Source organism: Mesorhizobium sp. P2_F8 (assembly GCF_056403655.1).
This window is the reverse complement of the sequence record NZ_JBFUFB010000008.1, coordinates 154350-178868: the sequence shown is the minus strand read 5'-3', so window position 1 is coordinate 178868 and position 24519 is coordinate 154350. Positions and strand designations below refer to the sequence as shown.

At 63.9% G+C, this 24519-nt stretch carries 22 protein-coding genes; 4 read left to right on the top strand and 18 right to left on the bottom strand.

The window, feature by feature from the left end:
- Positions 1-21: 21 nt before the first annotated feature.
- The 9 genes from olsA to AC1DZP_RS20905 form a co-directional block, all read right to left on the bottom strand.
- Entirely contained in the window at positions 22-822 is an 801-nt protein-coding gene (gene olsA, locus AC1DZP_RS20945; protein ID WP_477305066.1) for a lyso-ornithine lipid O-acyltransferase, read from the bottom strand.
- Between the two features lie 75 nt (positions 823-897).
- Positions 898-1392, bottom strand: coding sequence for a ribosomal protein S18-alanine N-acetyltransferase (gene rimI / locus AC1DZP_RS20940; RefSeq protein WP_095082444.1), 495 nt, complete (start codon positions 1390-1392; stop codon positions 898-900).
- The gene (gene tsaB, locus AC1DZP_RS20935; protein ID WP_477305064.1) at positions 1392-2069 is read right to left on the bottom strand and encodes a tRNA (adenosine(37)-N6)-threonylcarbamoyltransferase complex dimerization subunit type 1 TsaB; all 678 of its coding nucleotides are present in this window, start codon (positions 2067-2069) and stop codon (positions 1392-1394) included. Before tsaB ends, rimI begins: the two co-directional genes overlap by 1 nt.
- A gap of 109 nt (positions 2070-2178) precedes the next feature.
- On the bottom strand, positions 2179-3285 hold the full coding sequence (locus AC1DZP_RS20930) for a DUF1513 domain-containing protein (RefSeq protein WP_477305062.1): 1107 nt from the start codon (positions 3283-3285) through the stop codon (positions 2179-2181).
- A 2-nt stretch (positions 3286-3287) separates the two neighbouring features.
- Entirely contained in the window at positions 3288-4367 is a 1080-nt protein-coding gene (locus AC1DZP_RS20925) for an imelysin family protein (protein ID WP_477305060.1), read from the bottom strand.
- Entirely contained in the window at positions 4367-5968 is a 1602-nt protein-coding gene (locus AC1DZP_RS20920; protein ID WP_477305058.1) for a di-heme oxidoreductase family protein, read from the bottom strand. The genes AC1DZP_RS20925 and AC1DZP_RS20920 overlap by 1 nt, the downstream gene beginning before the upstream one ends.
- A gap of 12 nt (positions 5969-5980) precedes the next feature.
- Positions 5981-6466 (bottom strand): bacterioferritin, encoded by a 486-nt coding sequence (gene bfr, locus AC1DZP_RS20915; protein WP_095082450.1) that lies wholly within the window; start codon positions 6464-6466, stop codon positions 5981-5983.
- Positions 6432-6743, bottom strand: coding sequence for a (2Fe-2S)-binding protein (locus AC1DZP_RS20910; protein ID WP_477305056.1), 312 nt, complete (start codon positions 6741-6743; stop codon positions 6432-6434). The genes bfr and AC1DZP_RS20910 overlap by 35 nt, the downstream gene beginning before the upstream one ends.
- Before the next feature lie 113 nt (positions 6744-6856).
- Positions 6857-8149: an imelysin family protein gene (locus AC1DZP_RS20905; RefSeq protein ID WP_477305275.1), complete on the bottom strand. Its 1293-nt coding sequence runs from the start codon at positions 8147-8149 to the stop codon at positions 6857-6859.
- Positions 8150-8588: 439 nt separating this feature from the next.
- Between AC1DZP_RS20905 and AC1DZP_RS20900 the strand changes: the two genes are divergently transcribed.
- Positions 8589-9842 carry an NAD(P)/FAD-dependent oxidoreductase gene (locus tag AC1DZP_RS20900; RefSeq protein WP_477305054.1) on the top strand — a complete coding sequence of 418 codons (1254 nt, stop codon included), beginning with the start codon at positions 8589-8591 and terminating at the stop codon, positions 9840-9842.
- A gap of 30 nt (positions 9843-9872) precedes the next feature.
- Here AC1DZP_RS20900 and AC1DZP_RS20895 read toward each other — a convergent pair whose 3' ends face one another.
- Complete coding sequence (locus AC1DZP_RS20895) at positions 9873-11150, bottom strand: 4-aminobutyrate--2-oxoglutarate transaminase (RefSeq protein WP_477305052.1); 1278 nt, start codon at positions 11148-11150, stop codon at positions 9873-9875.
- Between the two features lie 240 nt (positions 11151-11390).
- Between AC1DZP_RS20895 and AC1DZP_RS20890 the strand changes: the two genes are divergently transcribed.
- From AC1DZP_RS20890 to AC1DZP_RS20880, 3 genes are read left to right on the top strand one after another with little or no spacing between them, the layout of a single operon-like run.
- Positions 11391-12524, top strand: coding sequence for an efflux RND transporter periplasmic adaptor subunit (locus AC1DZP_RS20890; protein WP_477305050.1), 1134 nt, complete (start codon positions 11391-11393; stop codon positions 12522-12524).
- Positions 12521-13597 carry an efflux RND transporter periplasmic adaptor subunit gene (locus AC1DZP_RS20885; protein WP_457151579.1) on the top strand — a complete coding sequence of 359 codons (1077 nt, stop codon included), beginning with the start codon at positions 12521-12523 and terminating at the stop codon, positions 13595-13597. The genes AC1DZP_RS20890 and AC1DZP_RS20885 overlap by 4 nt, the downstream gene beginning before the upstream one ends.
- On the top strand, positions 13597-16695 hold the full coding sequence (locus tag AC1DZP_RS20880) for an efflux RND transporter permease subunit (RefSeq protein ID WP_477305048.1): 3099 nt from the start codon (positions 13597-13599) through the stop codon (positions 16693-16695). Before AC1DZP_RS20885 ends, AC1DZP_RS20880 begins: the two co-directional genes overlap by 1 nt.
- 12 nt (positions 16696-16707) lie before the next feature.
- Here the strand turns inward: AC1DZP_RS20880 and AC1DZP_RS20875 are convergent, their stop codons facing one another.
- From AC1DZP_RS20875 to recR, 8 genes are all read right to left on the bottom strand, one after another.
- The gene (locus AC1DZP_RS20875) at positions 16708-17046 is read right to left on the bottom strand and encodes a hypothetical protein (protein WP_477305046.1); all 339 of its coding nucleotides are present in this window, start codon (positions 17044-17046) and stop codon (positions 16708-16710) included.
- A gap of 45 nt (positions 17047-17091) precedes the next feature.
- Positions 17092-17841, bottom strand: a complete 750-nt coding sequence (locus tag AC1DZP_RS20870; RefSeq protein WP_477305044.1) for an ABC transporter ATP-binding protein — start codon at positions 17839-17841, stop codon at positions 17092-17094.
- Entirely contained in the window at positions 17838-18671 is an 834-nt protein-coding gene (locus tag AC1DZP_RS20865; RefSeq protein ID WP_095082464.1) for an ABC transporter ATP-binding protein, read from the bottom strand. The genes AC1DZP_RS20870 and AC1DZP_RS20865 overlap by 4 nt, the downstream gene beginning before the upstream one ends.
- On the bottom strand, positions 18668-19588 hold the full coding sequence (gene nikC / locus AC1DZP_RS20860; RefSeq protein ID WP_095082466.1) for a nickel transporter permease: 921 nt from the start codon (positions 19586-19588) through the stop codon (positions 18668-18670). The genes AC1DZP_RS20865 and nikC overlap by 4 nt, the downstream gene beginning before the upstream one ends.
- Positions 19585-20646, bottom strand: a complete 1062-nt coding sequence (locus AC1DZP_RS20855; RefSeq protein ID WP_477305041.1) for an ABC transporter permease — start codon at positions 20644-20646, stop codon at positions 19585-19587. Before AC1DZP_RS20855 ends, nikC begins: the two co-directional genes overlap by 4 nt.
- A gap of 18 nt (positions 20647-20664) precedes the next feature.
- On the bottom strand, positions 20665-22308 hold the full coding sequence (locus AC1DZP_RS20850; protein ID WP_477305039.1) for an ABC transporter substrate-binding protein: 1644 nt from the start codon (positions 22306-22308) through the stop codon (positions 20665-20667).
- A 256-nt stretch (positions 22309-22564) separates the two neighbouring features.
- The gene (locus AC1DZP_RS20845; protein ID WP_457151585.1) at positions 22565-23857 is read right to left on the bottom strand and encodes a lytic murein transglycosylase; all 1293 of its coding nucleotides are present in this window, start codon (positions 23855-23857) and stop codon (positions 22565-22567) included.
- A 25-nt stretch (positions 23858-23882) separates the two neighbouring features.
- Complete coding sequence (gene recR / locus AC1DZP_RS20840) at positions 23883-24488, bottom strand: recombination mediator RecR (RefSeq protein ID WP_457151586.1); 606 nt, start codon at positions 24486-24488, stop codon at positions 23883-23885.
- Positions 24489-24519 lie beyond the last annotated feature (31 nt).

Sequence of the window (24519 nt, the reverse complement as noted above, 5' to 3'; positions counted from 1 at the left end):
ACTGGCGCACCCATCACCAGTCTATCGGCTCGGGCGCGGATCGGCGAGTGCCGCCTGCATCATCGCGCGCACCTGGCTTTCCATCAGCTTCGACGTTTCCTTGCGGTTCGAGCCCTTGGAAAAGGCGATCGGTTCGCCGAAATGCACCTCGACGTCGAGTGCCCCCTCCTTCAGCAACACCTTGAGATGCGGCATCAGGTCTTCATCGCCGATCCAGGCGGCAAGCGGCCGGTGCCGACGGCCGAGCGGCACGCCGTGCAGGCGCGTGTAGGCGATCGCCACCGGCTGGATGAAGACCTGTTCGGCCGCGCCTTCTGAAATCGCCATCGAGGCGGCGCCGAACAGCGTGCTCTTGAAGGGCAGGACGATGTTGCCGTCGCCGGTCGATCCCTCGGCGAACAGCACCATGGCGTCGCCCTTGGCCATGCGGCTGGCGATCTCGCTGGCCTGGTCGCCGGACGAACGCTTGCGCTCGCGCTCGATGAAAACGGTGCGCTGCAGCTTCGACAGCATGCCGATCAGCGGCCAGCCTTCCATATCGGCTCTGGCGATGAACTTCACATCGACCATGGAACCGAGCACCATGATGTCGGTCCAGGAGATGTGATTGGACGCGACCAGCAGTGGACGTTTGTCGGACAGCGCGCCCTTGACATGGATGCGCATCCCCAACGCCCGGACGATCAGCCTGTGCCAGATCTTGAGGATGAAGGTTTCCGGCCACCAGCCGGTCTTCATCGACAGGATCTGCAACGGCACGAGGACCAGCGAACCGGCGGTGACGAGGCCAAGCGCCAGGAAAATCCTGATTTTTGCGATCATACAGTCCCGGCCCTGCCGTTACAGCGCCGCGCGTCCTTTTTTGGAAGCGCTAACCCTTGGATTTGGCGCCTCTGGCTAGCGAAGATCGCGGCGCATGACAAGCGCCCCGGTCGGTCCGTGCTCGGACGACCTGTAGTAATTGGGGCGTTTGCCGACCTCGCGGAAGCCCAGCCGCCGGTAGAGGGCGATCGCCGCGACATTGGTCTCGTCGACCTCGAGGAACAGCGCTTCGGCGCGCTGAGCGTGCAGTTCGCGCAGCACCGCGTCCATCAACTGCCAGCCCAGCCCCTGCCGGCGGTGCGAGCGCGCCACCGCAACGGTCAGGATCTCGCCCTCGCCGGCAGCTAGCCTGGCCAGCACGAAGCCCACCGGCGGCTTGGCGCCCTGCCCGGTTTCGCGCGCGGCATAGCCAAAGACGGTGTCCTGTTCGAGCAAGGCGGCGAATTCGCCGTCGGTCCAGGGGCGGACAAAATCCTCGCGATGCAGAAGCGAGACCGCCGGGCTGTCGGTGATCCTCAGCGGCTCGAGCGCATAGTCCCGGCGGCGTGGTTGGAGAAAAGGTATGCGCATTAGTTTTGTTGCCTTGATAGTATGAACCCAGCCTGCGGCTTGGCGTCCGCACCACGCAAATAAAGCGGTTTCGGCCTTTCGCCCGCGCCCTTGCCGGCCGCCAGGCGAGCGTAGGTGAGAATGTCGGCGGTGGCCGTCTCGGGGCCGATATCGAAGGCGCGCCCTGCTGAGGCAGCGATTTGCCCAGCCGCGGTGCCGGCGAGCACCGAAGCGCTTTCCGTCGCCATGGCCACGGCATTTGCCAGTGTGGCCACAGCCGGACCGTAAGTCAAAACTGACATTTGATCGAAAAGGGCGGCATGGAGTTCCTCGCGGCCGGCGTCGAGCGCCGCCAGCACGGCGCGGCCAGGAAATGTCCCGGCTGCCTCGGCAGCCAGCGCCTCCAGCGTCGTCACCCCGATCGCCGGAACCTTCAGCGCCAGCGCCAGGCCGCGTGCGGTCGACACGCCGACGCGCAGGCCGGTGAAGGAGCCGGGACCGACAGAGACGGCAATGGCGCCGAGACCGGCATAGTCGGTTGCGCCTGCCTTCAGCGCTTCGGCAATGGCGGCCATCAGGTGCTCGGCATGGCCCTTGCCGAGATCGAGCACCGAGCGGCCAAGCTCCTGCTTCGCCCCGGTGTCATAGACGCAAGCGGCGCAGAGGTTGGCGGCACAGTCGATGGCAAGCAATTTCATGAAACGACCGGTTCGAGAAACAATTCCCTGTGCCCGCCACGGCCCGCCACCGCAAGGGGATAGTGCATATTTTGTTAAGCGGCTTCGTTTCGGCCCTGCAGAAAAGTATCTACGCAGCCTGTTCGATGCGCAGCATATGGTTGTCCCAGACAAAGTCCGGTTCGGAGCGTGTCGCACCGCTGCCCTCGATGATTTCGCCGGCGCCTGTGGTCGCCATGAAGCTGGTTCCATCGGGCGCCACGCCGCAGACCTCGACCAGCGCGCTGTTCGAGACGACCCGGCCGCTCGCCGCGTCGATCACCACGAGCGAATTGCCTTCCGGCGAAGAGACGGCGACGGTGCCGGCAAGCGGATTGGCGGCGACCGAGCCGATGTAGTTGCGGAAACCGGACAGCACGTCCTGCGGCATGTCGAGCAGCTGCAACTCCTTGCCACGCGCGGCTCGGCCGACCAGCAGCGGTCGATCGGTGCCCGGCCCCCTGTACTGACAGCCGAACCAGACGGTGCCGGACCGGTCGGTGTCCATATGGCGGATCGACAGCTGGTGCAATGCCGCCGGCAGTTCGTGCTTCTCGATGAGGTCTCCGGTGACGCGGTCGATCAGCACATAGGACGGCTTCATGGTGGCGATGTTGAGCTCGGCGCGACCATAGTCCGGATGGGTCTCGATGCCGCCATTGGCAACCGCAATCGTCCTGCCGTCGCCCAGGAGCAGAAGCTCGTGCGGACCCATGCCATAGGTCGGGAATTCGCCGATGCGGCTGAATTTCGCCCGCGCATCGTAGATACCGACCACACCGGCGGCATTGTCGAAATCATTCTCGGTTGCATAGAGCAAAGCGCCGTCGGGCGAGAACACGCCATGGCCGAAGAAATGCCGGCCGGTGATGCTGGTGACGGTCAGCGGCTTCTCGCGGCCCGAATGATCGAAGGCCACGGCGAATGTGCCCGGCTGGCGAGCGAAGACCACGGAGCGCTTCGAGACCGGATCGAAAGTGATGTCGTGGCCGCGATCGGGCAGGTCGATCGCATGCAGGAGCTTGCCGCCCTCGGACAGGACGGCCGCGCCATAACTGCCGTCGCGCTTGACAAAGGCGGTGGCGAAGACGGCGTCGGCCGCCAGTGTCGCTGCCCAGGCCGACGGCGCCATGGCTGCGGCAAAGCCAATGCCTGCGGCCCGGAGGAAATCGCGGCGGTCGATCAGCGGCGTACGCATGCTCAGTCTCCGTCGAGCGACGAGAAGCCGGCGGTCAGGCCGAATTCGGCGGTCAGCCTGGTGCCGATCAGAGTCGACAGGCTGGAGGTGATCAGTGCGAAATGATCGAGCTTTTCGCGCAGTGTCGGATCGGCAAGCGCTTTGTCGATCGGACCGCTGACCGCCTTGGCAGTGGCGATGCCATTGACCAATTGGATATGGATCGATTCCGCCATCCAGCGCGCGTCGGGCGGCAGTGCGTCGCCGAGCTTCGAGGCCTGGAACAGATCGTCTATTCCCGACAGATTGGCGGCCAGCGAATTGGTGGTGTTTTGCGACCGCCAGTAGATTGCTTGCCTGGGCTTGTCCGCATCCGGCTTGCCACCGAAAAAGCCCTTCAGGCGCACGTCGCGCACCATTTCCAGTTCATTGATGAAAACACCGACCAGTTCGGTCACCGCTTCGTTGCCGTCGCGATAAAGCGCATTCTGCGGCCCCGGATTGGCCCAAAGGGCGGCAAAACCGTCGGGCTTGTTCCAGGCGGCGCTGACCTCGCCAGCCATGGTTTCGATGTTGCCGGCAACCGCGGCACCATAGGCGCAGCGATAGGGATCGGCCTTGCCCGTCAACGCCTCGGCGCCATCACCGTAGAGGACGAATTCCAGCGCGCCCAACCCCTGCATGGCGACGCTCTTGCCGGCGAGCTGTGCCGGATCGGTTGCTGTCGGGTCCTTGTCGGACAGCGCCGCCTGCACCTGCTTCAGGCCGATGCTCTTGCGGTCCGGCCAGAACAGCATGCGTTCCAGCCGATTGTTCTCCTTGATCGGCCCGAACCCGATGATCTCGGCTGACGACCAGGCATCGACCGTCGCCGAAAACTGGGCCCGAGCCGCATCGAGGTCTTCTTGCGAGGGCCCGGTGCAGAGCGTGTGCATCGCCTTGGTCAAATGGCCGGCGTGGTCGTGCAGGCTGGCATAGGCCGGGCGGACAAAGCCGTCGACCGCCCGCTGGATGATTTCGGAGGCTTTCACAGCCGCCGACGCCGGGGCGACGCCCAGCAGAGCCAGCGGCAGAACGAGAACCAGTGCAGAGCGCTTGAGCATCACAGTGACTCCAGAAATTTGAGCAGTGCATCGCGGTCGGCCGCGCTGGCGGCGGCAAAGCGGTCGCGCGTCTTCTGGGCCTCGCCACCATGCCACAGGATCGCCTCGGTCAGGGTGCGCGCGCGGYCGTCATGAAGGAAGAAAGAATTGCCGTTGACTGTTTCGGTGAGACCGATGCCCCACAGTGGCGGGGTACGCCACTCATTGCCTGTCGCTTCGCCCACGGCCTGGCCGTCGGCCAGATCCGGCCCCATGTCGTGCAGCAGGAAGTCGGAATAAGGCCAGACCAACTGGAAGGCCTGTGCCTTGTTCGGGGTATCGCGACGGGTGACGAATTTCGGCGTATGACAGGCAATGCAGCCTATCTCGTAGAAGATCTTCTTGCCGGCGAGCACTTGCTGCGCGTCGAGGTCGCGGCGTGCCGGCACCGCCAGGTTCTGCGAATAGAAGGTGACGAGATCCATCACCGGCGCCGGTGCCTCGACCGGGCCGAGGCGCTGCTGCACGCCATTCGGCATGGTCAGGCATTTTTCCTGCGCGGTGGTGCAGTCGCCCCAATGTTTCGGCTCTTCAAGCGTCGAGATGCCGATGTCGCCGGCAAAGGCATCCGCCGCCTGCTGGCGGATCGAGGCGGTCTGCGCCTTCCAGCCAAAACGGCCAAGCGTCAGCTCCCCGCTCTGGCCGTCGCGCACGATGTTGGGCCTGCCGGAAATGCCGTCACCGTTCCGGTCGTCCGGGTCGGCATTGGCAAGGATATCCGCCGGTGCGATCTCCTCGATCAGGCCAAGGCCGATCATCGGCGGCGTCAGGCGCGGCGATAGCGTGGTGCGCGGATCAAGCGGCCCATAGCCGGAATCGATGACCGAATAGCTGGGTTTGCGCAGCGAAATCACCGTGCCGTCCGCCAGCGTCACCGGCCGTTCCTGATAGTCGACATGCATCCTGCCTTCGCCGCGCAGGCCTGGCACGGCCAGCTCCTGTAATTGCGAGCCGTAGACAGGGTCGGGAAGGTTAGGCAGCCGGTGATCGGCAAGCGCTGCCTTCTCTTCCGCGCTGCTCGCCTCGCGGGCCAGGCGCAGGAACATCGAGGTGGTGCCGACGTCGCCTTGCGGTGGACGGCCGCGGCCATCCTTCAGATGGCAATTCTGGCAGGCGCGTTCATTGAACAGCGGACCGAGCCCGTCCGAAGCCTGCGTCGAGGATGGCGACGACACCCAGTTCTTGCGGAACAGGGCGTTGCCGAGCTTGAATGTGCCCTCTTCCTCGAAGGTGATGTTGGCTGAGGATTGGGAGAAGGAATCGCGGCTGACGTCCTTCCTGGACGTGCCGGCGCCACCTTGCATCCGTTCGAACTGCTCGGGCTTGGAAAAATCCGACGTCGGCCTGGTGATGGCTGTGACGCGCGCCTGATCCTTCGGATTGAGGTCGTTGCGCGTGGTGGCGAGGCCGGCGGGCTGAAGGTCGCCGGCAATCGCTGAAGAGGTGAGCGCCACCACGAGGACGACACAGCGCCCACGCGCCGATCCGGCTGGCGTTTTGTGACGAGGCGGCGAGCCATTGGCCCGCCGCAAGCGGCGCACGAATTCTAGCAGGCGCCGCATTCCCGCATGTCCTTAGTCCGCCTCGTCCGCCGATGCGGCGTTGAGCTGGCCGTATTTTTCCTCGCCGATCGAAGCAAGCAGGTCGAGCTGCGTCTCGAGGAAGTCGATGTGACCTTCCTCGTCGGACAGCAATTCCTCAAACAGCTTCATCGACACGTAATCGCCCGCTTCCTCGCAGATCTCACGCGAGCGCTTGTAGGCGGTACGCGCGTCATATTCGCCGGCAAGGTCGGATTCGAGCACTTCCTTGACGTTCTGCCCGATGCGCAACGGCGCCACGGACTGCAGGTTCGGATGGCCTTCGAGGAAGATGATGCGGGCCACGAGCCGGTCGGCATGGTGCATCTCCTCGATCGATTCCGCCCGCTCCTTCTTTGCCAGTTTGGCGTATCCCCAGTCCTCCAGCAGACGGAAATGTACCCAATACTGGTTGACGGCTCCGAGCTCCAGAAAAAGAGCCTCGTTAAGCCGCTCGATGATCTGCGGTTCGCCTTTCATGGATCCTGCTCCCATATTGGACGCGCAGGCCTCTGACGCGGTCCATGTGTGAAACGATGTCGACGCCGCTCGCCTCCGAGCGGGCGTGGTAATTTTCGGTGACCCGAATGATCGTTTCGACCACATTTGGGAAGCAGCCGCAACAGCGGCCGCGCTTCTGCATGGTGTGATAGACCTTCGCCGGCACGATCAATTGCCAGGGATCCTGATCCAGCAGCCCGATGATCGTCTGCTCGATTTCCCTCTCGGTGATGATGTTGCAATGGCATATCAGCATTTGGCGGCTCAGATGGCTGACGGCGCCTCCCGCGCCGTGTGGCTTGATTTCTTACCATGGCCTATTTCGAAGCCGGGTGTCAGGCTTCGGATCAGGCCATGGCCTGTCGGCGGTTACTTGAACACCTTGTCCGGCGCGTCGAGACTGTCGGAACCCTCGAAGGCGATGGCATTGAGCTTCAGGGTGCCGACGGCGCGTTCGATCGACTTGGTCTGGTCGATCAGCGCGTCGATCGCCGCCTGCACGGTGGCGTTGCCTTCGGTGTTTCCCTCGGCGATCTGCTGGTCGTAGGCCTCGCCGGCCAGTGCCCGCGCCTTGATCGCCTCCATCTTGGCAACGGTGACATCGAGCTTGCCCGACAGCTCCTTGTCGATCGCCGGATCGGCCGCCTTCACCATATCGGCCACCGAAGGTCCCGAAACGACGGTTCCGTCGAGCCTGGTATAGCTGGCATGGTAGGCGGCGCGAATGCCGATGGCGTCGTAGAGATGGGAGTTGTAGGTGTTGTCGGAAAAGCAGTCATGCTCCTCCTCGGGATCATGCAGCAGCAGGCCGAGCTTCATGCGTTCGCCGGCCAGTTCACCGTAGGACAGCGAGCCCATGCCGGTGAAGATGATCGAGATGGCGGTGTTCGGCTCGCCGTCGACGAGGTTCTTGCGGGCGGCACCGTCTTCCTTCCAGTCGTTGACCATCTTCTGCAGGTCGGAGACCAGAAGGTCGCTCGCCGACTTCAGATATTGCGCTCGGCGGTCGCAATTGCCGCCGGTGCAGTTTTTGAGGTCATAGTCGGTGTACGGGCGCTCGCCGGCCCCCGGGCCGGTGCCGTGCAGGTCCTGGCCCCAGAGCAGGAACTCGATGGCGTGATAGCCGGTGGCGACATTGGCCTCGATGCCGCCGGCCTGCTGCAGCGTGCCGGAGAGGAATTCCGGCGTCAGGTTCGTGGCATCGACCTTCTTGCCGTTGATCTCGATCTCCTTGTTGGCGATCACATTGGCGGTATAGAGCGAATTTGCGTCCGATTCCGTGCCATAGCTCTTGGCGACATAGTCGATCAGCCCTTCGTCGAGCGGCCAGGAATTCACCTCGCCTTCCCAATCATCGACGATCTTGTTGCCGAACCGGTAGACTTCTGTCTGTTGGTAGGGAACGCGCGCTGCCTTCCAGGCGTCACGGGCGGCGTTGAGGGTTTCCACCGATGGTTGGGCAAGCAGGGCGTCGACCGCCTTGTCGAGCGCCTGCGCGGTGGTCAGCGAATCCTCGTATTTGGCGAGCCCGATATCGGCATAGGTCTTGATGACCGCCTTCGCGTCGGTTTCGGCCTTGGCCGGCAGCACGAACACAGCCGCCGTCAGCAGGGCGGTGGCGCCGATCGCGGCGAGCCTGCTGCCATACCGTGCCGATATCATCGCTCTCATGACTGTCATCTCCTCAGGAATTCACTGAAATATGGGCGCGGCAACAGGCGGCCTGCACAAGTCGGGCAGGGCAACGCCATCCGGCAAAAAAATGGCCACGACAAGACGTGGTCTGCGGAAGAAAGACACCGAAATGCCTCCAATCGAAAGGGTTCAAGGCCCAGACATCAAAGGGATGCGCCATTGCGCGAGCCCCCATAAAGCTTCGACGTTGGTGGAAGTCAATGAAAATCGACAGGAAAAGCCAATTGAAACAATAGTTTAGAATTATTCTAAACTACGACAGTCAACTTTATGCCCGGGTCTTGCCGATGAACGCTGCGATTGACAGCCGCCATTCCGGGTGCGACCCGCAAAAGCTCTCTTGCGGCGGTGCCAGACAATTGCCACTTGGCGGGACATCCTAGAATTGAAGCGGGATTGGAATGCGATGAAGAACGGTGTGGTCATTGTCGGCGCGGGTCATGCGGGGGTTCAAGCGGCCGCAAGTCTGCGCGAGGAGGGTTATGACGGACCGGTGATCCTCGTCAGTGACGAGAATGAATTGCCGTACCACAAGCCGCCGCTGTCGAAGACCTTCATCAAGGACGCCGAGGCCAAGCCACAGCCGCTGCGCGGCGAGGCCTTCTACACCGGCAGCGCCATTGACTACCGGCCCGGCGTCAGGATCGAGCGTATCGACGCTCCCCGTCGTAGCCTGGACGTTGCCGGTGGTGGCGCGCTTGCCTTCGATCACCTGATCCTGGCGACCGGCTCGCGCCCGCGCACCCTGCCGCTGGCCGGCTCAGAGCTTTCCGGCGTGCTGTCGCTGCGCTCGCTGGCTGATGCGCGGCTGATCCGCGAGTTGAGCGCACAGAGCGACGATGTCGTTATCCTCGGCGGCGGCTTCATCGGTCTGGAGATCGCCGCCACGCTGCGGGTGGCCGGCCGTGCAGTGACGGTGGTCGAAGCGGTCGACCGGCTGCTCGGCCGCGCCGTGGCGCCGGTCGTGGCGAGCCATGTCCGCCAAAGGCTGGAAGCGATCGGTGTGCGGATCCTCACCGGCACCTCGATTGCAAGGCTCGAAGGCGAAAACGGCCATGTCTCGGCCGCGATCACCTCAACCGGTGAAAGGCTGCCAGCACGCATGGTCATCGTCGGCATCGGCGCCGTGCCGAATGTCGAGCTGGCGCAGGAAGCCGGCCTCGCTGTCGCCAACGGCATCCGCGTCGATCACCAGATGCGCAGCTCGGCGCCAGAAATCCTCGCCATTGGCGATGCCGCCTCTTACCGGCACTGGTTCACAGGCGGCGACGTGCGGCTGGAATCGGTGCAGAACGCCACCGACCAGGCGCGGCTCGCCGCCCGCACCATTACCGGCCATGCGGACGCCTATTCGGCGGTGCCGTGGTTCTGGTCCGACATCGGCGACATGAAGCTGCAGATGGTCGGCCTGACCGCCGGCGGCGACAGCCATGTCGTGCTGGGCGACCTGCCCGACAACAAGTTCTCGATCTACCACTACGCCGGAGACCGGCTGCTCGGCATCGAATCGGTCAACCGGCCCGGCGACCACATGCTTGGCCGCAAGATGCTCGGCTCCGGCTTCTCGCCGACGCCGCAGACAATTGCGGCGGGCCCCGAAGGCTTGAAAGCGGCGCTGGCCGCTTTCATCGAGGGTGAACCAGCCAGAGCGGCTGGATAATTCCGGCCCTCCAGGCCGACTCGCCGTCGATCAGGCAGCGCAGACTTCGCGGATCGAGCTTTCCAGAATGTCGAGCGCCTCGTTCATGACGCCGTCCTGGATGGTGATCGGCGCCAGGAAGCGGATGACGTTGCCATAGACGCCGCACGTCAGCAGGATCAGTCCCTTGTCGAGTGCCTTCAGCCTGATCGCATTGGCGATCTCGGCCGACGGCAGGCCTTTCTTGACGTCGTTGAACTCGACGGCGTTCATGAAACCGAGGCCTCTGATATCGACGATCTCGGGCACGTCGTCACGGATCGACTGCAGCCGCTGCTTCAACCGTGCACCCAGCGTGTTGGCGCGGTCGCAAAGCTTCTCGTCTTCGATCACGTCGAGCACGGCATGCGCGGCGGCGACACCGATCGGGCTGCCGCCATAGGTGCCGCCGAGCCCGCCGGGGCCGGGCGCATCCATGATCTCGGCACGGCCGGTGACCGCGGCCAGCGGGAAGCCGCCGGCCAGGCTTTTCGCCATGGTGGTGATGTCGGCCGCCACCTCATGGTGATCCATGGCAAACATCTTGCCGGTCCGGGCAAAGCCGGTCTGCACTTCGTCGGCAATCAAAAGCATGCCGTGCTGGTCGCAGAGCTTGCGCAGCGCGGTCAGGAACTCACGCGGCGCGTCGTAGAAGCCACCCTCGCCCTGCACCGGCTCGATGATGATGGCGGCGACGCGGGCCGGATCGACATCGGCCTTGAACAACCGGTCGAGTGCGGCCAGCGAATCGGCGATCGACACGCCATGCAGCGGCACCGGGAACGGCGCGTGGTAGACATCGCCCGGCATGGCGCCGAAGCCGACCTTGTAGGGCACGACCTTGCCGGTCAGCGCCATGCCCATGAAGGTGCGGCCGTGGAAGCCCCCGGCGAAGGCGATGACCGCCTGGCGGCCGGTGGCGTTGCGGGCGATCTTGATGGCGTTCTCGACCGCCTCGGCGCCGGTGGTGACGAAGATCGTCTTCTTCTCGAACTTGCCGGGCAGCATGCCGTTCAGCCGTTCGGCCAAGCGCACATAGCTCTCATAGGGCACCACCTGGTGGCAGGTGTGGGTGAAGCGGTCGAGCTGCGCCTTGACCGCCTCGATCACCTTCGGATGGCGATGACCGGTGTTGACGACGGCGATGCCCGACGAGAAGTCGATGTAGCGGCGGCCCTCGACATCCCAGATCTCCGAGTTTTCAGCCCGGTCCGCGTAGATTTGCGTGGTCATGCCGACGCCGCGCGAGATGGACTGGTTCTTGCGTTCGGAAATTGCTGAATTCTTCATGGGATCCCTCATCGGGCCGGCGCCCGTTCTTGTTTGATGTCGCTGACACGTCTTCTGACCTTATTTCACGTTTTCCTCAAGTCGGCACCGTCAACAGGCGATTGGGCCTGCCGCCGGGCGCCGCCTTGACCAGTCGACCGATGCGCGTACGAGAGAGGTTCCCTTTTCATCGGGATCGATTATCTTTGGACGGCCCGCGAGGCTCCGCGGTGGGAGCGTCCTACGCAGGCAGGGGAAGCCATGAGCAGGAACGCGAAATCGTCCGCCTTGCAACCATTGCTCCCAAGCCCTTTGCCGTACCGAAACACCTCAATCCTTGCCTGCGCGATGGCGAGCCTGCTGCTGGCCGGCTGCCAGAAGCAGGAGGCAGCCGAACACAGGCTGCCGGTGATGGTGCGCACCGAGACAGTTGCGATCGCAGACTTTTCGCCAAGGACCTCGCTGACCGGCGTGATCGCGGCGCGCACGCTGAACAATCTGTCGTTCCGGGTGGGTGGCCGCGTCGCCGAGCGGCTGGTCGATGTCGGCCAGCATGTCGATCAAGGTGCTGTGCTCGCCCGCATCGATCCGCAGGAGCAGGAATCCGATTTGCGCTCGGCACAGGCCGATCTTGACGCCGCGCAGGCACAGCTGACCCAGTCCGCCGCCGCCTTCGAGCGGCAGAAGACGCTGCTTGCCCAGGGTTTTACGACCAGGCGCGACTATGACGCCGCCGATCAGGCGCTGAAGGTGGCGCAAGGTAGTGTCGATGCCGCACGGAGCGCACTCACCAACGCCCAGCAGAACCTGTCCTACACCGAGCTCAAGGCGGGTGCCGCCGGCGTCATCACCGCCCGCCAGGTCGAAACCGGACAGGTGGTGCAGGCGGCGCAGACCGTCTTCACCGTCGCCGAGGACGGCGATCGCGACGCGGTGTTCAATGTCCAGGAAACATTGGTTGCCAAAACACCGCCATCGCCGACGGTGACGATCACGCTGTTGTCCGACCCGCAGGTGAAGGCCGTGGGCAAGGTGCGCGAAGTCTCGCCAGCGGTGGATCCGGCTTCGGGCTCGATCCGGGTCAAGGTCGCCATTCCCGACACGCCCGCCGGTATGCCACTGGGCGCGGCTGTCATCGGCTCGGTCAGCGCCAGTCCGACGAAGGCTATCCTGTTGCCCTGGCAGGCGCTGACCTCCACTGCCGGCAAACCGGCTGTCTGGATCGTCGACCCCTCGACCAAGGCGGTTGTGACGGCGCCGGTCGAGGTGCTGGCATTCGAATCGGGCACGGTCGTCATCGCCAGCGGGCTGAACGCAGGCCAAAGTGTCGTTACGGCAGGCGGGCAGTTGCTCAGTCCCGGGCAAACGGTCGAGATATCGGGAGCGGGCCAATGAGAAGGCTGCCGCACCTCATGCTTGGCCTGTTTGCACTTGGCACGCTCGTGTCCTGCTCGAAGTCCGAGGAAAAGCCGCCCGAGATCATCCGGCCGGTGCTGTCGATAGTCATTGAGCCGCGCACCACCCAGACCTTCGGCTTTGCCGGCTCGGTCGAGCCGCAGGTCAGTGCCGACCTCGCCTTCCGCCTGCTTGGCCGGGTTGTGTCGCGCGACGTCAATGTCGGCGACATCGTCAGCAAGGGCACGACGATCGCCGCGCTCGACCCGACCGCACTGGAGCTGGCCGTCCAGGCCGCCAAGGCGGAACTCTCCAATACCGAGGCGCAGTTCGCCAACGCCGCAGGCAGCGAGGAACGCCAGCGCCAGCTGCTTGCCGCCGCCAACACCACGCAGGCGGCCTTCGATGCGGCGGAGCAGGCGAGGAAAGCGGCGGAGGCCGGCGTCGAACGGGCCAAGGCCTCACTTGCCAAATCGCAGGAGCAGCTTGGCTACGCGCGGCTGTTCTCGGATTTCGACGGCGTTGTCACCGCCACCGGCGCCGAGGTCGGCCAGACGGTCTCGCCTGGCCAGACGGTCGTCACGGTGGCGCGCTCGGACCTGCGCGAGGCGGTGGTCGACATTCCCGACCAGTTGATCGGTGACCTCACGGCCGGCACGCCATTCCAGGTCATCCTGCAATCGCAGCCGACGATCCAGACCGAGGCCAAGCTGCGCGAGATCGCGCCGCAGGCCGAAGGCTCGACCCGCACGCGGCGCGTGCGGCTGACGCTCACCGATCCGCCGCGAGCCTTCCGACTCGGCTCGACAGTGACGGCGACCCGCGTAACCAAGGTTACGCCGACGATAGAATTGCCCATGTCAGCACTGTTTGAAGGCGACGGCGTCGACAAGGTCTGGATCGTCGATGCGCAGACATCGAGCGTTAACGCCAAAGAAATCAAGGTCGCCGCAAAGGGCGCCGCTACCTTCACCGTCGCCGAAGGGCTGGAAGCCGGTATGCGCGTCGTCACAGCCGGCGTCCACAGCCTGAGCGAAGGCCAGAAGGTCAGAGTGCCAGAGGGCGGCGTCTGATGAAGGGCTTCAATCTCTCCGACTGGGCGCTCAGCCACCGCTCCATGGTCTGGTACTTCATGCTGGTGTTCGTGGTGGCCGGCATCTTCTCCTACCTCAATCTCGGTCGTGAGGAAGATCCCAACTTCACCATCAAGACGATGATCATCCAGGCCAACTGGCCGGGCGCGTCGGTCAAGGAGACCGGGCAGCAGGTGACCGACCGCATAGAGAAGAAGCTCGAGGAGCTCGACAGCCTCGATTTCACCAGATCCGTCACCACCGCCGGCCAGACCGTCATCTTCGTCAACCTGAAGGACACCACCAAGGCGCGCGATGTCGTGCCGAACTGGATTCAGGTCCGCAACATGGTCAACGACATCCGGACGCAGTTTCCGCAAGGCGTGCAGGGGCCGTTCTTCAACGACCGCTTTGGCGATGTCTTCGGAAACATCTACGCCTTCACGTCGGACGGGCTGACGCCGCGCCAGCTGCGCGACTATGTCGAGGACGTCCGCACCAAAATCCTGACCGTGCCGAATGCCGGCAAGGTCGATCTCGTCGGCGCGCAGGACGAGGCGATCTATCTCGAATTCTCGACCCGCCAGATCGCCGCCCTTGGCCTCAACCAGCAAGCGATCATTGCCAGCCTGCAAGCGCAGAACGCGATCACGCCGTCCGGTGTCATCGAGTCCGGACCGGAGCGCATCAGCGTGCGCGTCGGTGGCCAGTTCACGTCCGAAGAGAGTCTGCGTGCCATCAATCTGCGCGTCAACGACCGCTTCTTCCGGCTCAGCGATGTGGCGACGATCACGCGCGGCTATGTCGATCCGCCGACGGCGCTGTTCCGCTTCAATGGCCAGGACGCTATCGCGCTCGCCATCGGCATGAAGCCCAACGCCAATCTGCTGCAGTTCGGCGAGGCGCTGCACACGGAGATGAACAGGGTGCTGGCCGACCTGCCTGTCGGCGTCGGTGTGCATCTGGTCGCGGACCAGCCGGTCATCGTCGAGGAGGCCGTCTCGGGCTTCACGCGCGCGCTGTTCGAGGCGGTCGCCATCGTGCTGGCGGTGTCCTTCATCAGTCTCGGCATGCGCGCCGGCTTCGTCGTGGCGCTGTCGATCCCGCTGGTGCTGGCCATCACCTTCACGGTCATGGCCTATCTCGGCATCTCGCTGCAGCGCATCTCGCTGGGGGCGCTGATCATCGCGCTCGGTCTCCTGGTCGACGACGCGATGATCGCGGTCGAAATGATGGTGGCGCGGCTTGAGGTCGGCGACAATCTGCGCAAAGCGGCGACTTACGTCTACACATCGACTGCCTTCCCAATGCTGACCGGTACGCTGGTGACGGTCGCCGGCTTTATCCCGATCGGCCTCAACAACAGCGCCGCCGGCGAATACACCTTCACCCTGTTCGTCGTTATCGCGGTATCGCTTCTGGTATCATGGATCGTGGCCGTGCTGTTTGCACCTCTACTCGGCGTCACAATTCTTCCGGCGACGATGAAGACGAAGCACCATGACCAGCCGGGCCGCTTCACGTCACTGTTCCGGCGTGTGCTTATCGGCTCTGTGCGGTATCACTGGCTGACCATCATCGCCACGGTGCTGTTGTTTGCCGGCTCGATAGCCGGCTTTGGCCTCGTCCAGCAGCAGTTCTTTCCGCCTTCCGACCGGCCGGAGCTGATCGTCGACTGGAACCTGCCGCAGAACTCGTCGATCACCGAGACCCGGGACCAGATCGAGCGTTTCGAAGGGCGCGCGCTGGCCGGCAACCCCGACATCGACCATTTCAGCTCCTATATCGGCCAGGGCGCGGTGCGCTTCCTGCTCGCCTTCGACGTGCAACCGGCCAATCCGTACTTCGGCCAGACCGTCATTGTCACCAAGAGCATCGAGGCTCGCAACCGGCTGAAGCCGCAACTGGAGAAGCTGCTGCGCGAGGAGTTCGTCGGCACCGATGCCTTCGTCAAGCCGCTCGAACTGGGGCCGCCGGTCGGCCGCCCGGTGCAGTACCGCGTCGGCGGTCCCGACATCCAGACGGTGCGCGGCCTGGCGCAGCAATTCGCCGGCCTCATCTCGACCAATCCGAAGCTTGCCGCGCCAACCTTCGACTGGAACGAGCCGCAGCGTGTGCTGAGGGTCGACGTGCTGCAGGACAAGGCGCGCCAGCTCGGCATCACCTCCTCCGATATCGCCAGCGCACTGAACAGCACGGTCGGCGGCGACACCATCACGCAGGTGCGCGATGCCACCTATCTGATCAACGTCGTGGCGCGCTCACGCGATGCCGAACGCGGCTCGATCAGCACGTTGCAGAACATGCAGTTGCCTACCGGTACCGGCGAGGCGATCCCGCTCGCGGCGGTGGCCAACTTCCGCTACGAGCTGGAGCAGCCGACGGTGTGGCGGCGTAACCGCATTCCGACGATCACCGTGCGCGCCGGATTGGTCGGCGACACGCTGCCGGCGACCGTGGTCAATGAACTGAGGCCAGCCGTCGATGCCTTTATCGCCAAACTGCCGCCGGGCTATTCGATCGAGACCGCGGGCTCGGTCGAGGAGAGCGCTAAGAGCCAGGGACCCATCGCCGCCGTCGTGCCACTGATGCTGTTCGTCATGGCGACCATCCTGATGGTGCAGTTGCAGAGCTTCCAGCGCCTGTTCCTGGTCGTTGCCGTGGCGCCGCTCGGCCTGATCGGCGTGGTGGCCGCACTGGTGCCGAGCGGCGCGCCGCTCGGCTTCGTCGCCATCCTCGGCGTGCTGGCGCTGATCGGCATCCTGATCCGCAACTCGGTCATCCTGATCGTGCAGATCGAGGATCTTGTCACCGAAGGCAAGGACCGCTGGGCGGCGGTGATCGAGGCGACCGAGCACCGCATGCGGCCGATTGCGCTGACGGCAGCGGCCGCGAGCCTCGCGCTGATCCCGATCGCGCGTGAGGTGTTCTGGGGACCGATGGCCTATGCCATGATGGGCGGCATCATCGCCGGCACCGCGATCACGCTGTTGTTCCTGCCGGCGCTCTACGTGGCATGGTTCCGGATCAAGGAGCCGAAAGCCAAGGAAGAACCACCCGTTCCGGAGAGCGGCGAACTGGCGCAAAGTTCGATTTAAGACTCTGCTGCATCACTCGTTGTCGTTGGAGGGTACAGGGAGTGATTTGGCGCGCTGCCACGGCGATGATTTGGAACTGCGCCAAGCATGCCAACCTTTTGGCAAATCGACCAATGCCAGAATGCTTTCATCCTGCTGAACCACCTCTTGCAGGCCGACGAGCATTATCTCGCGTTCATCCCAATCTCGAGTATCGCTGCTGTGAAATTGCCAACTGCCGCCTAGATCGCTGTAGTGGTCGTCGTCGTCATCTTCATGCACAACGTATGCGATCCAGTCGCCACCTTTGAATATGCTCCTGTCCGATAACACCGCGACATTGGGTGGGTCTGCAAACTTCCATTCGTCCATGGAATTTCCCTGAAGACGGTTGGTGCTGCGCATAAGGAAGACGCTTCAAGCGGTTCTTACAAACCCTTCGCTCGCCCTGAGCAGATTGCGCGTATAATCCTTCGTCACACGCCGCTCGACAAGGTCGTCCGCGCTCAGATTCTCCACCGCCTCGCCGCTTTGCATCACCATCAGCCGCCCACACATATGGGTGATGATGGCGAGATCGTGGCTGACCATCAGGAAGGTCAGCTTGCGCCGCCGGCGGACCTCTTCCAAAAGGTTGAGCACTTCCGCCTGTACCGAGGCATCGAGTGCCGAGGTCGGCTCGTCGAGCAGCAGGATCGACGGTTCGAGGATGAGCGCGCGCGCGATCGCCACGCGCTGGCGCTGGCCGCCCGACAATTGATGCGAGTAGCGGAAGCGAAAACCGTTACCGAGGCCGACCTCGTCGAGCGCCCGCTGGATGCGCTTTTCGCCGTCGGCAAAACCGTGGATGGCGAGCGGTTCCTGCAGCAGGCGATCGACGGTCTGGCGTGGGTGCAGCGACCCGTACGGATCCTGGAAGACTATCTGCACTTCGCGGTAAAAGGCCTTGTCGCGGCGAGTACCAAGTTTTTTGCCGTTGACGGCGATGCTCCCCGACGCAACCGGCGCTAGGCCGGCGATGGCTCGCAGCAGCGTCGATTTGCCGGAGCCGGATTCGCCGACCAGGCCAAAGGATTCGCCCGGCTGCACGTCGAGGCTGACGCCTTTCAGCGCGTGAAAGCGGTCGAAGATCACTCCCAGCCTGTCGACGGCAATCGCTGCTGTCATGCCGCCCACTCCGGCTTGCGGTCGAGCACCGGCAGCGGGTGACGGTCAGCGCCGATCTTGGGCATGCAGTTGAGCAGGCCGCGCGTATAGGGATGCTGGGCGCGGCCGAGTTCGGACGCCTTGAGCTGTTCGACCACCTTGCCGGCATACATGACGATGACGCGGTCGCAGAAGGACGAAACCAGGCGCAAATCGTGCGAGATAAAGATCAGCCCCATGCCGCGCTCGCTGACCAGCCGGTCGAGGATGCCGAGCACATCGAGCTGCACGGTGACGTCGAGCGCTGAGGTCGGCTCGTCGGCGATCATCATTTCCGGTCCGGCGATCAGCATCATGGCGATCATGGCGCGCTGGCCCATGCCGCCGGACACTTCATGCGGATGCAGGTCGAAGACGCGGGCCGGGTCGCGGATCTGCACCGCTTCCAGCATCGCCAGGGCGCGGTCGCGCGCCTCGGCCTTGCCGACCTTTTCATGGGTGCGCAGCGTCTCGACGATCTGGCGGCCGATGCTCATCACCGGATCGAGCGAATATTTCGGATCCTGTAGGATCATGGCGATGCGTTTTCCGCGCAACGCGCGGCGTTCGCGTGGCGAGACGCTGAGCAGGTCGATGCCGTCGAAGGCAAGCTTGTTCGCCGATATCCGGGCCTGCGGCGGCGTGAGCCCCATGATGGCGCGGCCGGTCTGCGACTTGCCGGAGCCGGACTCGCCGACAATGCCGAGCCGTTCGCGGCCAAGCGAGAAGGTGACGCCACGCACCGCCTCGACCAGCCCGGTGCGGGTCGGGAAGGTGACGCGCAGGTCCTCGACGTCGAGAAGCGTGCTCATTGGTCACCACTGCGCGGATCGAGCGCGTCGCGAAGGCCATCGCCAAGCAGGTTGAAGCCAAGGCTGACGATCAGGATGGCAAAGCCCGGCGCACCGGCCACCCACCACTGGTCGAGCACGAAGCGGCGGCCCGACGCGATCATGGTGCCCCATTCGGGCAGCGGCGGCTGCGCGCCGAGGCCAAGGAAGCCGAGACCGGCGGCGGTCAGGATGATGCCGGCCATATCGAGCGTCACCCGGATGATCAGCGAGGAGATGCAGAGCGGCATGATGTGGCGCAGTACGATGCGGAAGGGCGAGGCGCCCATCAATTGCACCGCCTTGATGTAATCGGAATTGCGCACGGTCAGCGTTTCCGCGCGGGCAATTCGAGCGTAGGGCGGCCACGAGGTGATGGCGATGGCGAGCACCGCATTCTCGATGCCGGGACCCAGGGCCGCGACGAAGGCCAACGCCAGGATCAGCTTTGGGAAAGCGAGGAAGATGTCGGTTATGCGCATCAGGATGGCATCGGTCCAGCCGCCGGCATAGCCGGCGACTGTGCCGACCAAGAGGCCGATCGGTGCGGCGATGATGGCAACCAGGATGACCACGTAGAGCGTCCAGCGCGAGCCGTAGAGAATGCGCGATAGGATGTCGCGGCCGAGATCGTCGGTCCCGAACCAGTGCTCGGCGCTCGGCGCCAGCAGGCGCGAGCCCTTGAGGTCGCCGAATGTCGGCGAATAGGGCGCCAGCACGCCGGCAGTGGCGGCAACGACCAGCAAGGCAATAATGATGAGCAGGCCGAGAAATGCCAGCCGGTTGGCGGAAAAGCGCCGCCACGCCACATAGGCGCGGCCGAGCCTTGCCTGCATGCGCGACGCCGGGCGCTCGCTGAGCAGCCAGTCGCGACGGGTCTGGATGGCGTCGGCGCTCATGCGGACTTCGTCCTCGGATCGAGCACGCGGTAGAGAAGGTCGGAGAGAAGGTTGATGGCGATGAAGACCGAGCCGATGACGATGGTGCCGCCGAGCACTGCGTTCATGTCGGCGTTCTGCAGCGAATTGGTGATGTAGAGGCCGATACCCGGCCACGAGAACACGGTCTCGGTCAGCACCGAGCCTTCGAGCAGCCCGGCATAGGAGAGCGCAATCACCGTCACCATCGGCACCGCTGCGTTGCGCAGCGCATGGCCCCAGATGATGCGGGTTTCCGACAGGCCCTTGGCGCGGGCCGCGACGATGTATTCCTGGGCGAGCTCGTTGAGCATGAACGAGCGTGTCATGCGGCTGATATAGGCGAGCGAGAAATAGCCGAGCAGCGAGGCCGGCAGGATGATGTGGCGGAAGGCGTCATAGAAGACGTCCCACTGCCCCTGCCACAGGGAATCCAGGAGATAGAAGCCGGTGATCGGCGTGAAGGTGTATTCGTAGACGACGTCGAGCCGGGCCGGAAACGCCACCCATTGCAGCTTGGCGTAGAACAGCACCAGCGCCAGCAGCCCAAGCCAGAAGATCGGCACGGAATAACCGATGAGGCCAATGATGCGCACGATCTGGTCGATGAGACTGCCACGCCTGACCGCGGCCAGCACGCCAAGTGGCACGCCGAACAATGCACCGATCAGCGTTCCCAGCGTCGCCAGTTCCGTCGTTGCCGGAAGGGCGCGGCGAATGTCGGTCATGACCGGATTGGTGGTCAGCACCGAGGTGCCGAAATCACCGTGTAGCGCGCTTCTCACATAGATGTAGAACTGCTCCACCAACGGCAGGTCGAGGCCCATCTCGCGGCGCGTGCGCTCGACGACATTGGCCGGCGCCCGATCGCCGAGCACCGCCAGCACCGGGTCGATCGGGATGACGCGGCCGATGAAGAAGGTGACCGCGAGCAGACCAAGATAGGTCGTGATCGCGATGACCAGGAAACGGCCGAGCGATGATGCAAGGGCGACGGCGCGGGCGCTGCGGCGCCCGCCCTCGTTTTCAATCGCGCTCATGCGGCGCGTCCGTCGGCGTTATTCCTTGGAAACCGGCCCGACGAAGTTGCTGTCGAAGCTCGGACCGAGCGCGAAGCCCTTGAGGTTCTTGCGCAGGCCCGCCACTTCCAGCTGCTGATGGATGACGACGAAGGGGCTGGTGTCGAGGATCTTCTTCTCGAGATCCTTGTACATATCGGCGCGCTTGCCCGCATCCTTCTCGAGCAGCGCTGCTTCCGTCTGCTTGGTCAGGTCCGGAATGTCCCAGGCGTTGCGCCAGGCAAGCGTATGGGACTTGCCGGTATCCGAATTGTCCGGGTTCGAGGCAAAGGTCTGGGCGTTGGAGTTCGGATCGAAATAATCCTGGCCCCACTGGCCGATATAGATGTCGTGGTTACGGGCGCGGTACTTGGTCAGCGTCTGCTTGCCGTCGCCCGGAATGATCTCCAGCTTGATGCCGGCCTGGCCGAGCGTCTGCTGGATCGATTCCGCCATGCCGGTGGTCGGCTGGCCGGTGCGTACGTCCATGGTTACGCTGAAGCCGTCGGGCAGACCGGCCTTGGCGAGCAATTCCTTGGCCTTGGCAACGTCGAGCTTGAACGGATTCTCGTCGAGTTCACCCAGCACGCCTTTCGGCAGGAAGGTCTGATGGATCTCACCGATGCCCTTGAGGATGGTCGAGCCCAAGGCATCATAGTCGACCAGATACTTGAACGCCTGGCGCACCTCGGGTTTGGCGAGGTTCGGGTTCTTCTGGTTGAGGCTGATGTAGTAGACCGTACCTTTTGGCGCGCTGGTCGATGTGAGATCGGCGTTCTTGGCAATGGCGTCGAGGTCGTTGGGCTCGAGGTTGCGGGCAACGTCGATGTCGCCGGCTTCGAGCGCCAGGCGCTGGGCCGAGCTTTCCTTCATGTTCCGATAGATGACGCGGGCAAGTTTGGCCTTTTCGCCGAAGTAATTGTCGTTGCGCTCCATGACGACGGCTTCGTTGGCGCGCCATTCGCGCAGCTTGAAGACGCCGGAGCCGGCGTAGCCGGTTTTCAGCCAGGCATTGCCGAAATCATTGTCCCATTTGTAGTCGGCACTCGGCGTGACCGCGGCGACATGTTCCTTGACCAGCTTGGCATCGACCACCGAAGCAACGGTTGCCGACAGGCAGTTCAAGACGAAGCTCGGTGCATAGGCCTTGTCGACTACGAACTGGAAGGTGGTGTCGTCGACCGCCTTGGCCTTCTCGGTGACGTTGTCCCCACTGATGCCGAACTGGCCGATGATGAAGGCCGGGCTCTTGTCCAGCTTGACGGCGCGCTCGAAGGAGTAGGCGACATCGGCCGCGGTGATCGGATTGCCCGAGGCGAATTTCAGGCCCGGCTTGAGCTTGAACGTGTAGGTCAGGCCGTCGTCGGAAACGGTCCAGCTTTCGGCGAGGTCGCCCTTGACCTTCGAGGTGTCGCTGAGGTCGAGACGGACGAGCAGATCATAGGTGTTGCCGGTGACCTCGGCGGTCGACAACTCGAACGCCTCGCCCGGATCCATGGAGATGATGTCGTCGATCGCGAAACCTTCGACCAGGGTGTCGGCGGGGGTGACCGCGCCCGCTGGCGCGCCGGCCAGAAGCAGCGCGGACATGGCGGCACCCGCGAGCAGGATGCGCGAGCGTAGAGCAAACTTTTCCATCATCATTGTGATTGTTCCCTGTTTTGTTGACCTGAGTTCCCGGCTCAGGATTGCAGTATTCTTTTCAGGGCCGACAATGGCCCTCTGCCCACTTACCGTCGTGGTTTTTGTCCAATTGGTCAACACCATATCCGGCGGCATTCTGGCCCGCAACGAGCATTTGCAAGACAGCGTATTGGACCAGAATGGGCTGGGGCGAGTCGATGCATGCGCCGGCTAATTGATGCCGCCACAATCGGGAAAAATCTGCTAAATATCGGAGCTACTTCAGCGCCGCGACCAGATCGGCATCAGGAAAACAGGTGGCGGCGCGGCCGTTCCTGGCTTGCCACTTGCCGATCGACCGGCGGGTCTTGAAGCCGGGCAGCCCGTCGGCGCTGCCGACATCATAGCCCTTGGCCTCCAGCGCCCGCTGCAAGGCGGCGATGTCCGACCGGTAGAGCCCGCCGACCGCGCCCCAGCTGCCGGCAAAATTGCTGTCGCCATGGGCGATGCGATCGGCGCCGTGGCCGATGAACAGCGCGTAGAGGTCGCTGGTGTTGTATTCCTTCAGCACGTAGAAATTGGGGGTGGCGATGAAGGCCGGCCCGCTGCGCCCGGCCGGCATCAGCAGGAAGCCTTCGGCTTTCAGCTCGCTCGCCGGAAACGGCTTGCCGCCAACGCGCTTGATGCCCATGTCAGCCCATTGCGAAATTGTCTTGCCCTGGTCCGGACCCTCCAGCGAACAGGAGACCGTCTCCGGGACGGTCACCTCAAAGCCCCAGCCACGCCCCCTCACCCAGCCATAGTGGACGAGGTAGTTGGCGATCGAGGCCAGCACGTCCGGCGTCGAATTCCATATGTCGACACGGCCATCGCCGTCGAAATCGACGGCATGCTTCAGGAACGAAGTCGGCATGAATTGCGGCTGGCCGAGCGCGCCGGCCCAGGATGACTTCATTGCGCCGACCGGGGCCAGGCCGCGCTCGACGATTTCCAGTGCGGCCAAAAGCTCCGTGCGAAAGAATTCCTTCTTGGTCGACATGAACGCCTTGGTGCCCAGCACCTCGAAGGCATCATAGGGCATTTTCGCCGCGCCGAAGCCGGTTTCACGGCCCCAGATCGCCAGCAGCACTTCGCCCGGCACGCCATAGCGCTTTTCGATGGCGGCCAGCGTGCGGGCATTGGTCGCTTCGCGCGCCCGACCGCCGGCCGTCACCGCACCGATGGTCTTCTCGGCGAAATAGGCGCCGGGTGAGCCGAATTCGGCCTGATGCTGTTTCTGCGGCGTGGTCGCCTTTTCGCCCGGCTTCACTAGGTCGGGCAGCTTCAGATTGGGCTTGATGCCATCGAAAGCGGCGTCGAAGGTTTTTTTGGAAATGCCTTTCGCCTTCGCTTCCGGCCACAGGTCGTTCTGCAGCCAGGCGCGGAATTGGTCGTCGATTTTTGCAGCGGAGGCGGGGGCAGCCAACAGACCAAAAAGTGCTGCCAAGAAGACAGCAATTGCCAACCTTCGAGGTCGGCGTTCCTTCGTACCGGTGGGTCGGCGTGCAATCGCCTGAAGAAAACCGCTCATCACAGACTCTTCTCCGCCAATTGCGTCAAAACGCCGTCCGCGAGCGAAGTGCGGCAGCCAGCGTGCCCTCGTCGAGATAGTCGAGCTCGCCGCCGACCGGCACGCCATGCGCGAGGCGTGTCACCTTGATGTCGAAGCCGGACAGCTGATCTGTGAGGTAGTGCGCGGTGGTCTGACCCTCGACCGTCGCGTTGACGGCGAGGATGATCTCCATGACCTCGCCGCCGGCGACGCGGTCGATCAGCGAGCGGATGTTGAGCTGGTCGGGGCCGATACCGTCGAGCGGCGACAGCGTGCCGCCGAGCACGTGGTAGCGCACATTCATCGCTGCCGCCCGCTCCAGCGCCCATAGGTCGGAAACGTCCTCGACGACGATGATGGTGCCGGCGTCACGGCGCGGATCGGTGCAGATCATGCATGGGTCCGACGTATCGACATTGCCGCAGGTCGAGCAGATGCGCACCTTGTCGGCAGCCTCGGCCATGGCTGCGGCGAGCGGCGACAACAGCTGCTCCTTCTTCTTGATCAGATGCAGTGCCGCACGCCTGGCCGAACGGGGCCCCAGCCCCGGCACCTTGGCCAGGAGCTGGATCAGGCGTTCGATCTCCGGACCGGCGATTCGCTTGGACATCGCTCTGATCTAGGATTTTTCAGTGCGTTTT

Coding starts and splice junctions, on each gene's coding strand:
- olsA (WP_477305066.1), bottom strand. CDS start 822: ATGATCGCAAAAATCAGGATTTTCCTGGCGCTTGGCCTCGTCACCGCC.
- rimI (WP_095082444.1), bottom strand. CDS start 1,392: ATGCGCATACCTTTTCTCCAACCACGCCGCCGGGACTATGCGCTCGAG.
- tsaB (WP_477305064.1), bottom strand. CDS start 2,069: ATGAAATTGCTTGCCATCGACTGTGCCGCCAACCTCTGCGCCGCTTGC.
- AC1DZP_RS20930 (WP_477305062.1), bottom strand. CDS start 3,285: ATGCGTACGCCGCTGATCGACCGCCGCGATTTCCTCCGGGCCGCAGGC.
- AC1DZP_RS20925 (WP_477305060.1), bottom strand. CDS start 4,367: ATGCTCAAGCGCTCTGCACTGGTTCTCGTTCTGCCGCTGGCTCTGCTG.
- bfr (WP_095082450.1), bottom strand. CDS start 6,466: ATGAAAGGCGAACCGCAGATCATCGAGCGGCTTAACGAGGCTCTTTTT.
- AC1DZP_RS20910 (WP_477305056.1), bottom strand. CDS start 6,743: ATGCTGATATGCCATTGCAACATCATCACCGAGAGGGAAATCGAGCAG.
- AC1DZP_RS20905 (WP_477305275.1), bottom strand. CDS start 8,149: ATGATATCGGCACGGTATGGCAGCAGGCTCGCCGCGATCGGCGCCACC.
- AC1DZP_RS20900 (WP_477305054.1), top strand. CDS start 8,589: ATGAAGAACGGTGTGGTCATTGTCGGCGCGGGTCATGCGGGGGTTCAA.
- AC1DZP_RS20895 (WP_477305052.1), bottom strand. CDS start 11,150: ATGAAGAATTCAGCAATTTCCGAACGCAAGAACCAGTCCATCTCGCGC.
- AC1DZP_RS20890 (WP_477305050.1), top strand. CDS start 11,391: ATGAGCAGGAACGCGAAATCGTCCGCCTTGCAACCATTGCTCCCAAGC.
- AC1DZP_RS20885 (WP_457151579.1), top strand. CDS start 12,521: ATGAGAAGGCTGCCGCACCTCATGCTTGGCCTGTTTGCACTTGGCACG.
- AC1DZP_RS20880 (WP_477305048.1), top strand. CDS start 13,597: ATGAAGGGCTTCAATCTCTCCGACTGGGCGCTCAGCCACCGCTCCATG.
- AC1DZP_RS20875 (WP_477305046.1), bottom strand. CDS start 17,046: ATGGACGAATGGAAGTTTGCAGACCCACCCAATGTCGCGGTGTTATCG.
- AC1DZP_RS20870 (WP_477305044.1), bottom strand. CDS start 17,841: ATGACAGCAGCGATTGCCGTCGACAGGCTGGGAGTGATCTTCGACCGC.
- AC1DZP_RS20865 (WP_095082464.1), bottom strand. CDS start 18,671: ATGAGCACGCTTCTCGACGTCGAGGACCTGCGCGTCACCTTCCCGACC.
- nikC (WP_095082466.1), bottom strand. CDS start 19,588: ATGAGCGCCGACGCCATCCAGACCCGTCGCGACTGGCTGCTCAGCGAG.
- AC1DZP_RS20855 (WP_477305041.1), bottom strand. CDS start 20,646: ATGAGCGCGATTGAAAACGAGGGCGGGCGCCGCAGCGCCCGCGCCGTC.
- AC1DZP_RS20850 (WP_477305039.1), bottom strand. CDS start 22,308: ATGATGATGGAAAAGTTTGCTCTACGCTCGCGCATCCTGCTCGCGGGT.
- AC1DZP_RS20845 (WP_457151585.1), bottom strand. CDS start 23,857: ATGAGCGGTTTTCTTCAGGCGATTGCACGCCGACCCACCGGTACGAAG.
- recR (WP_457151586.1), bottom strand. CDS start 24,488: ATGTCCAAGCGAATCGCCGGTCCGGAGATCGAACGCCTGATCCAGCTC.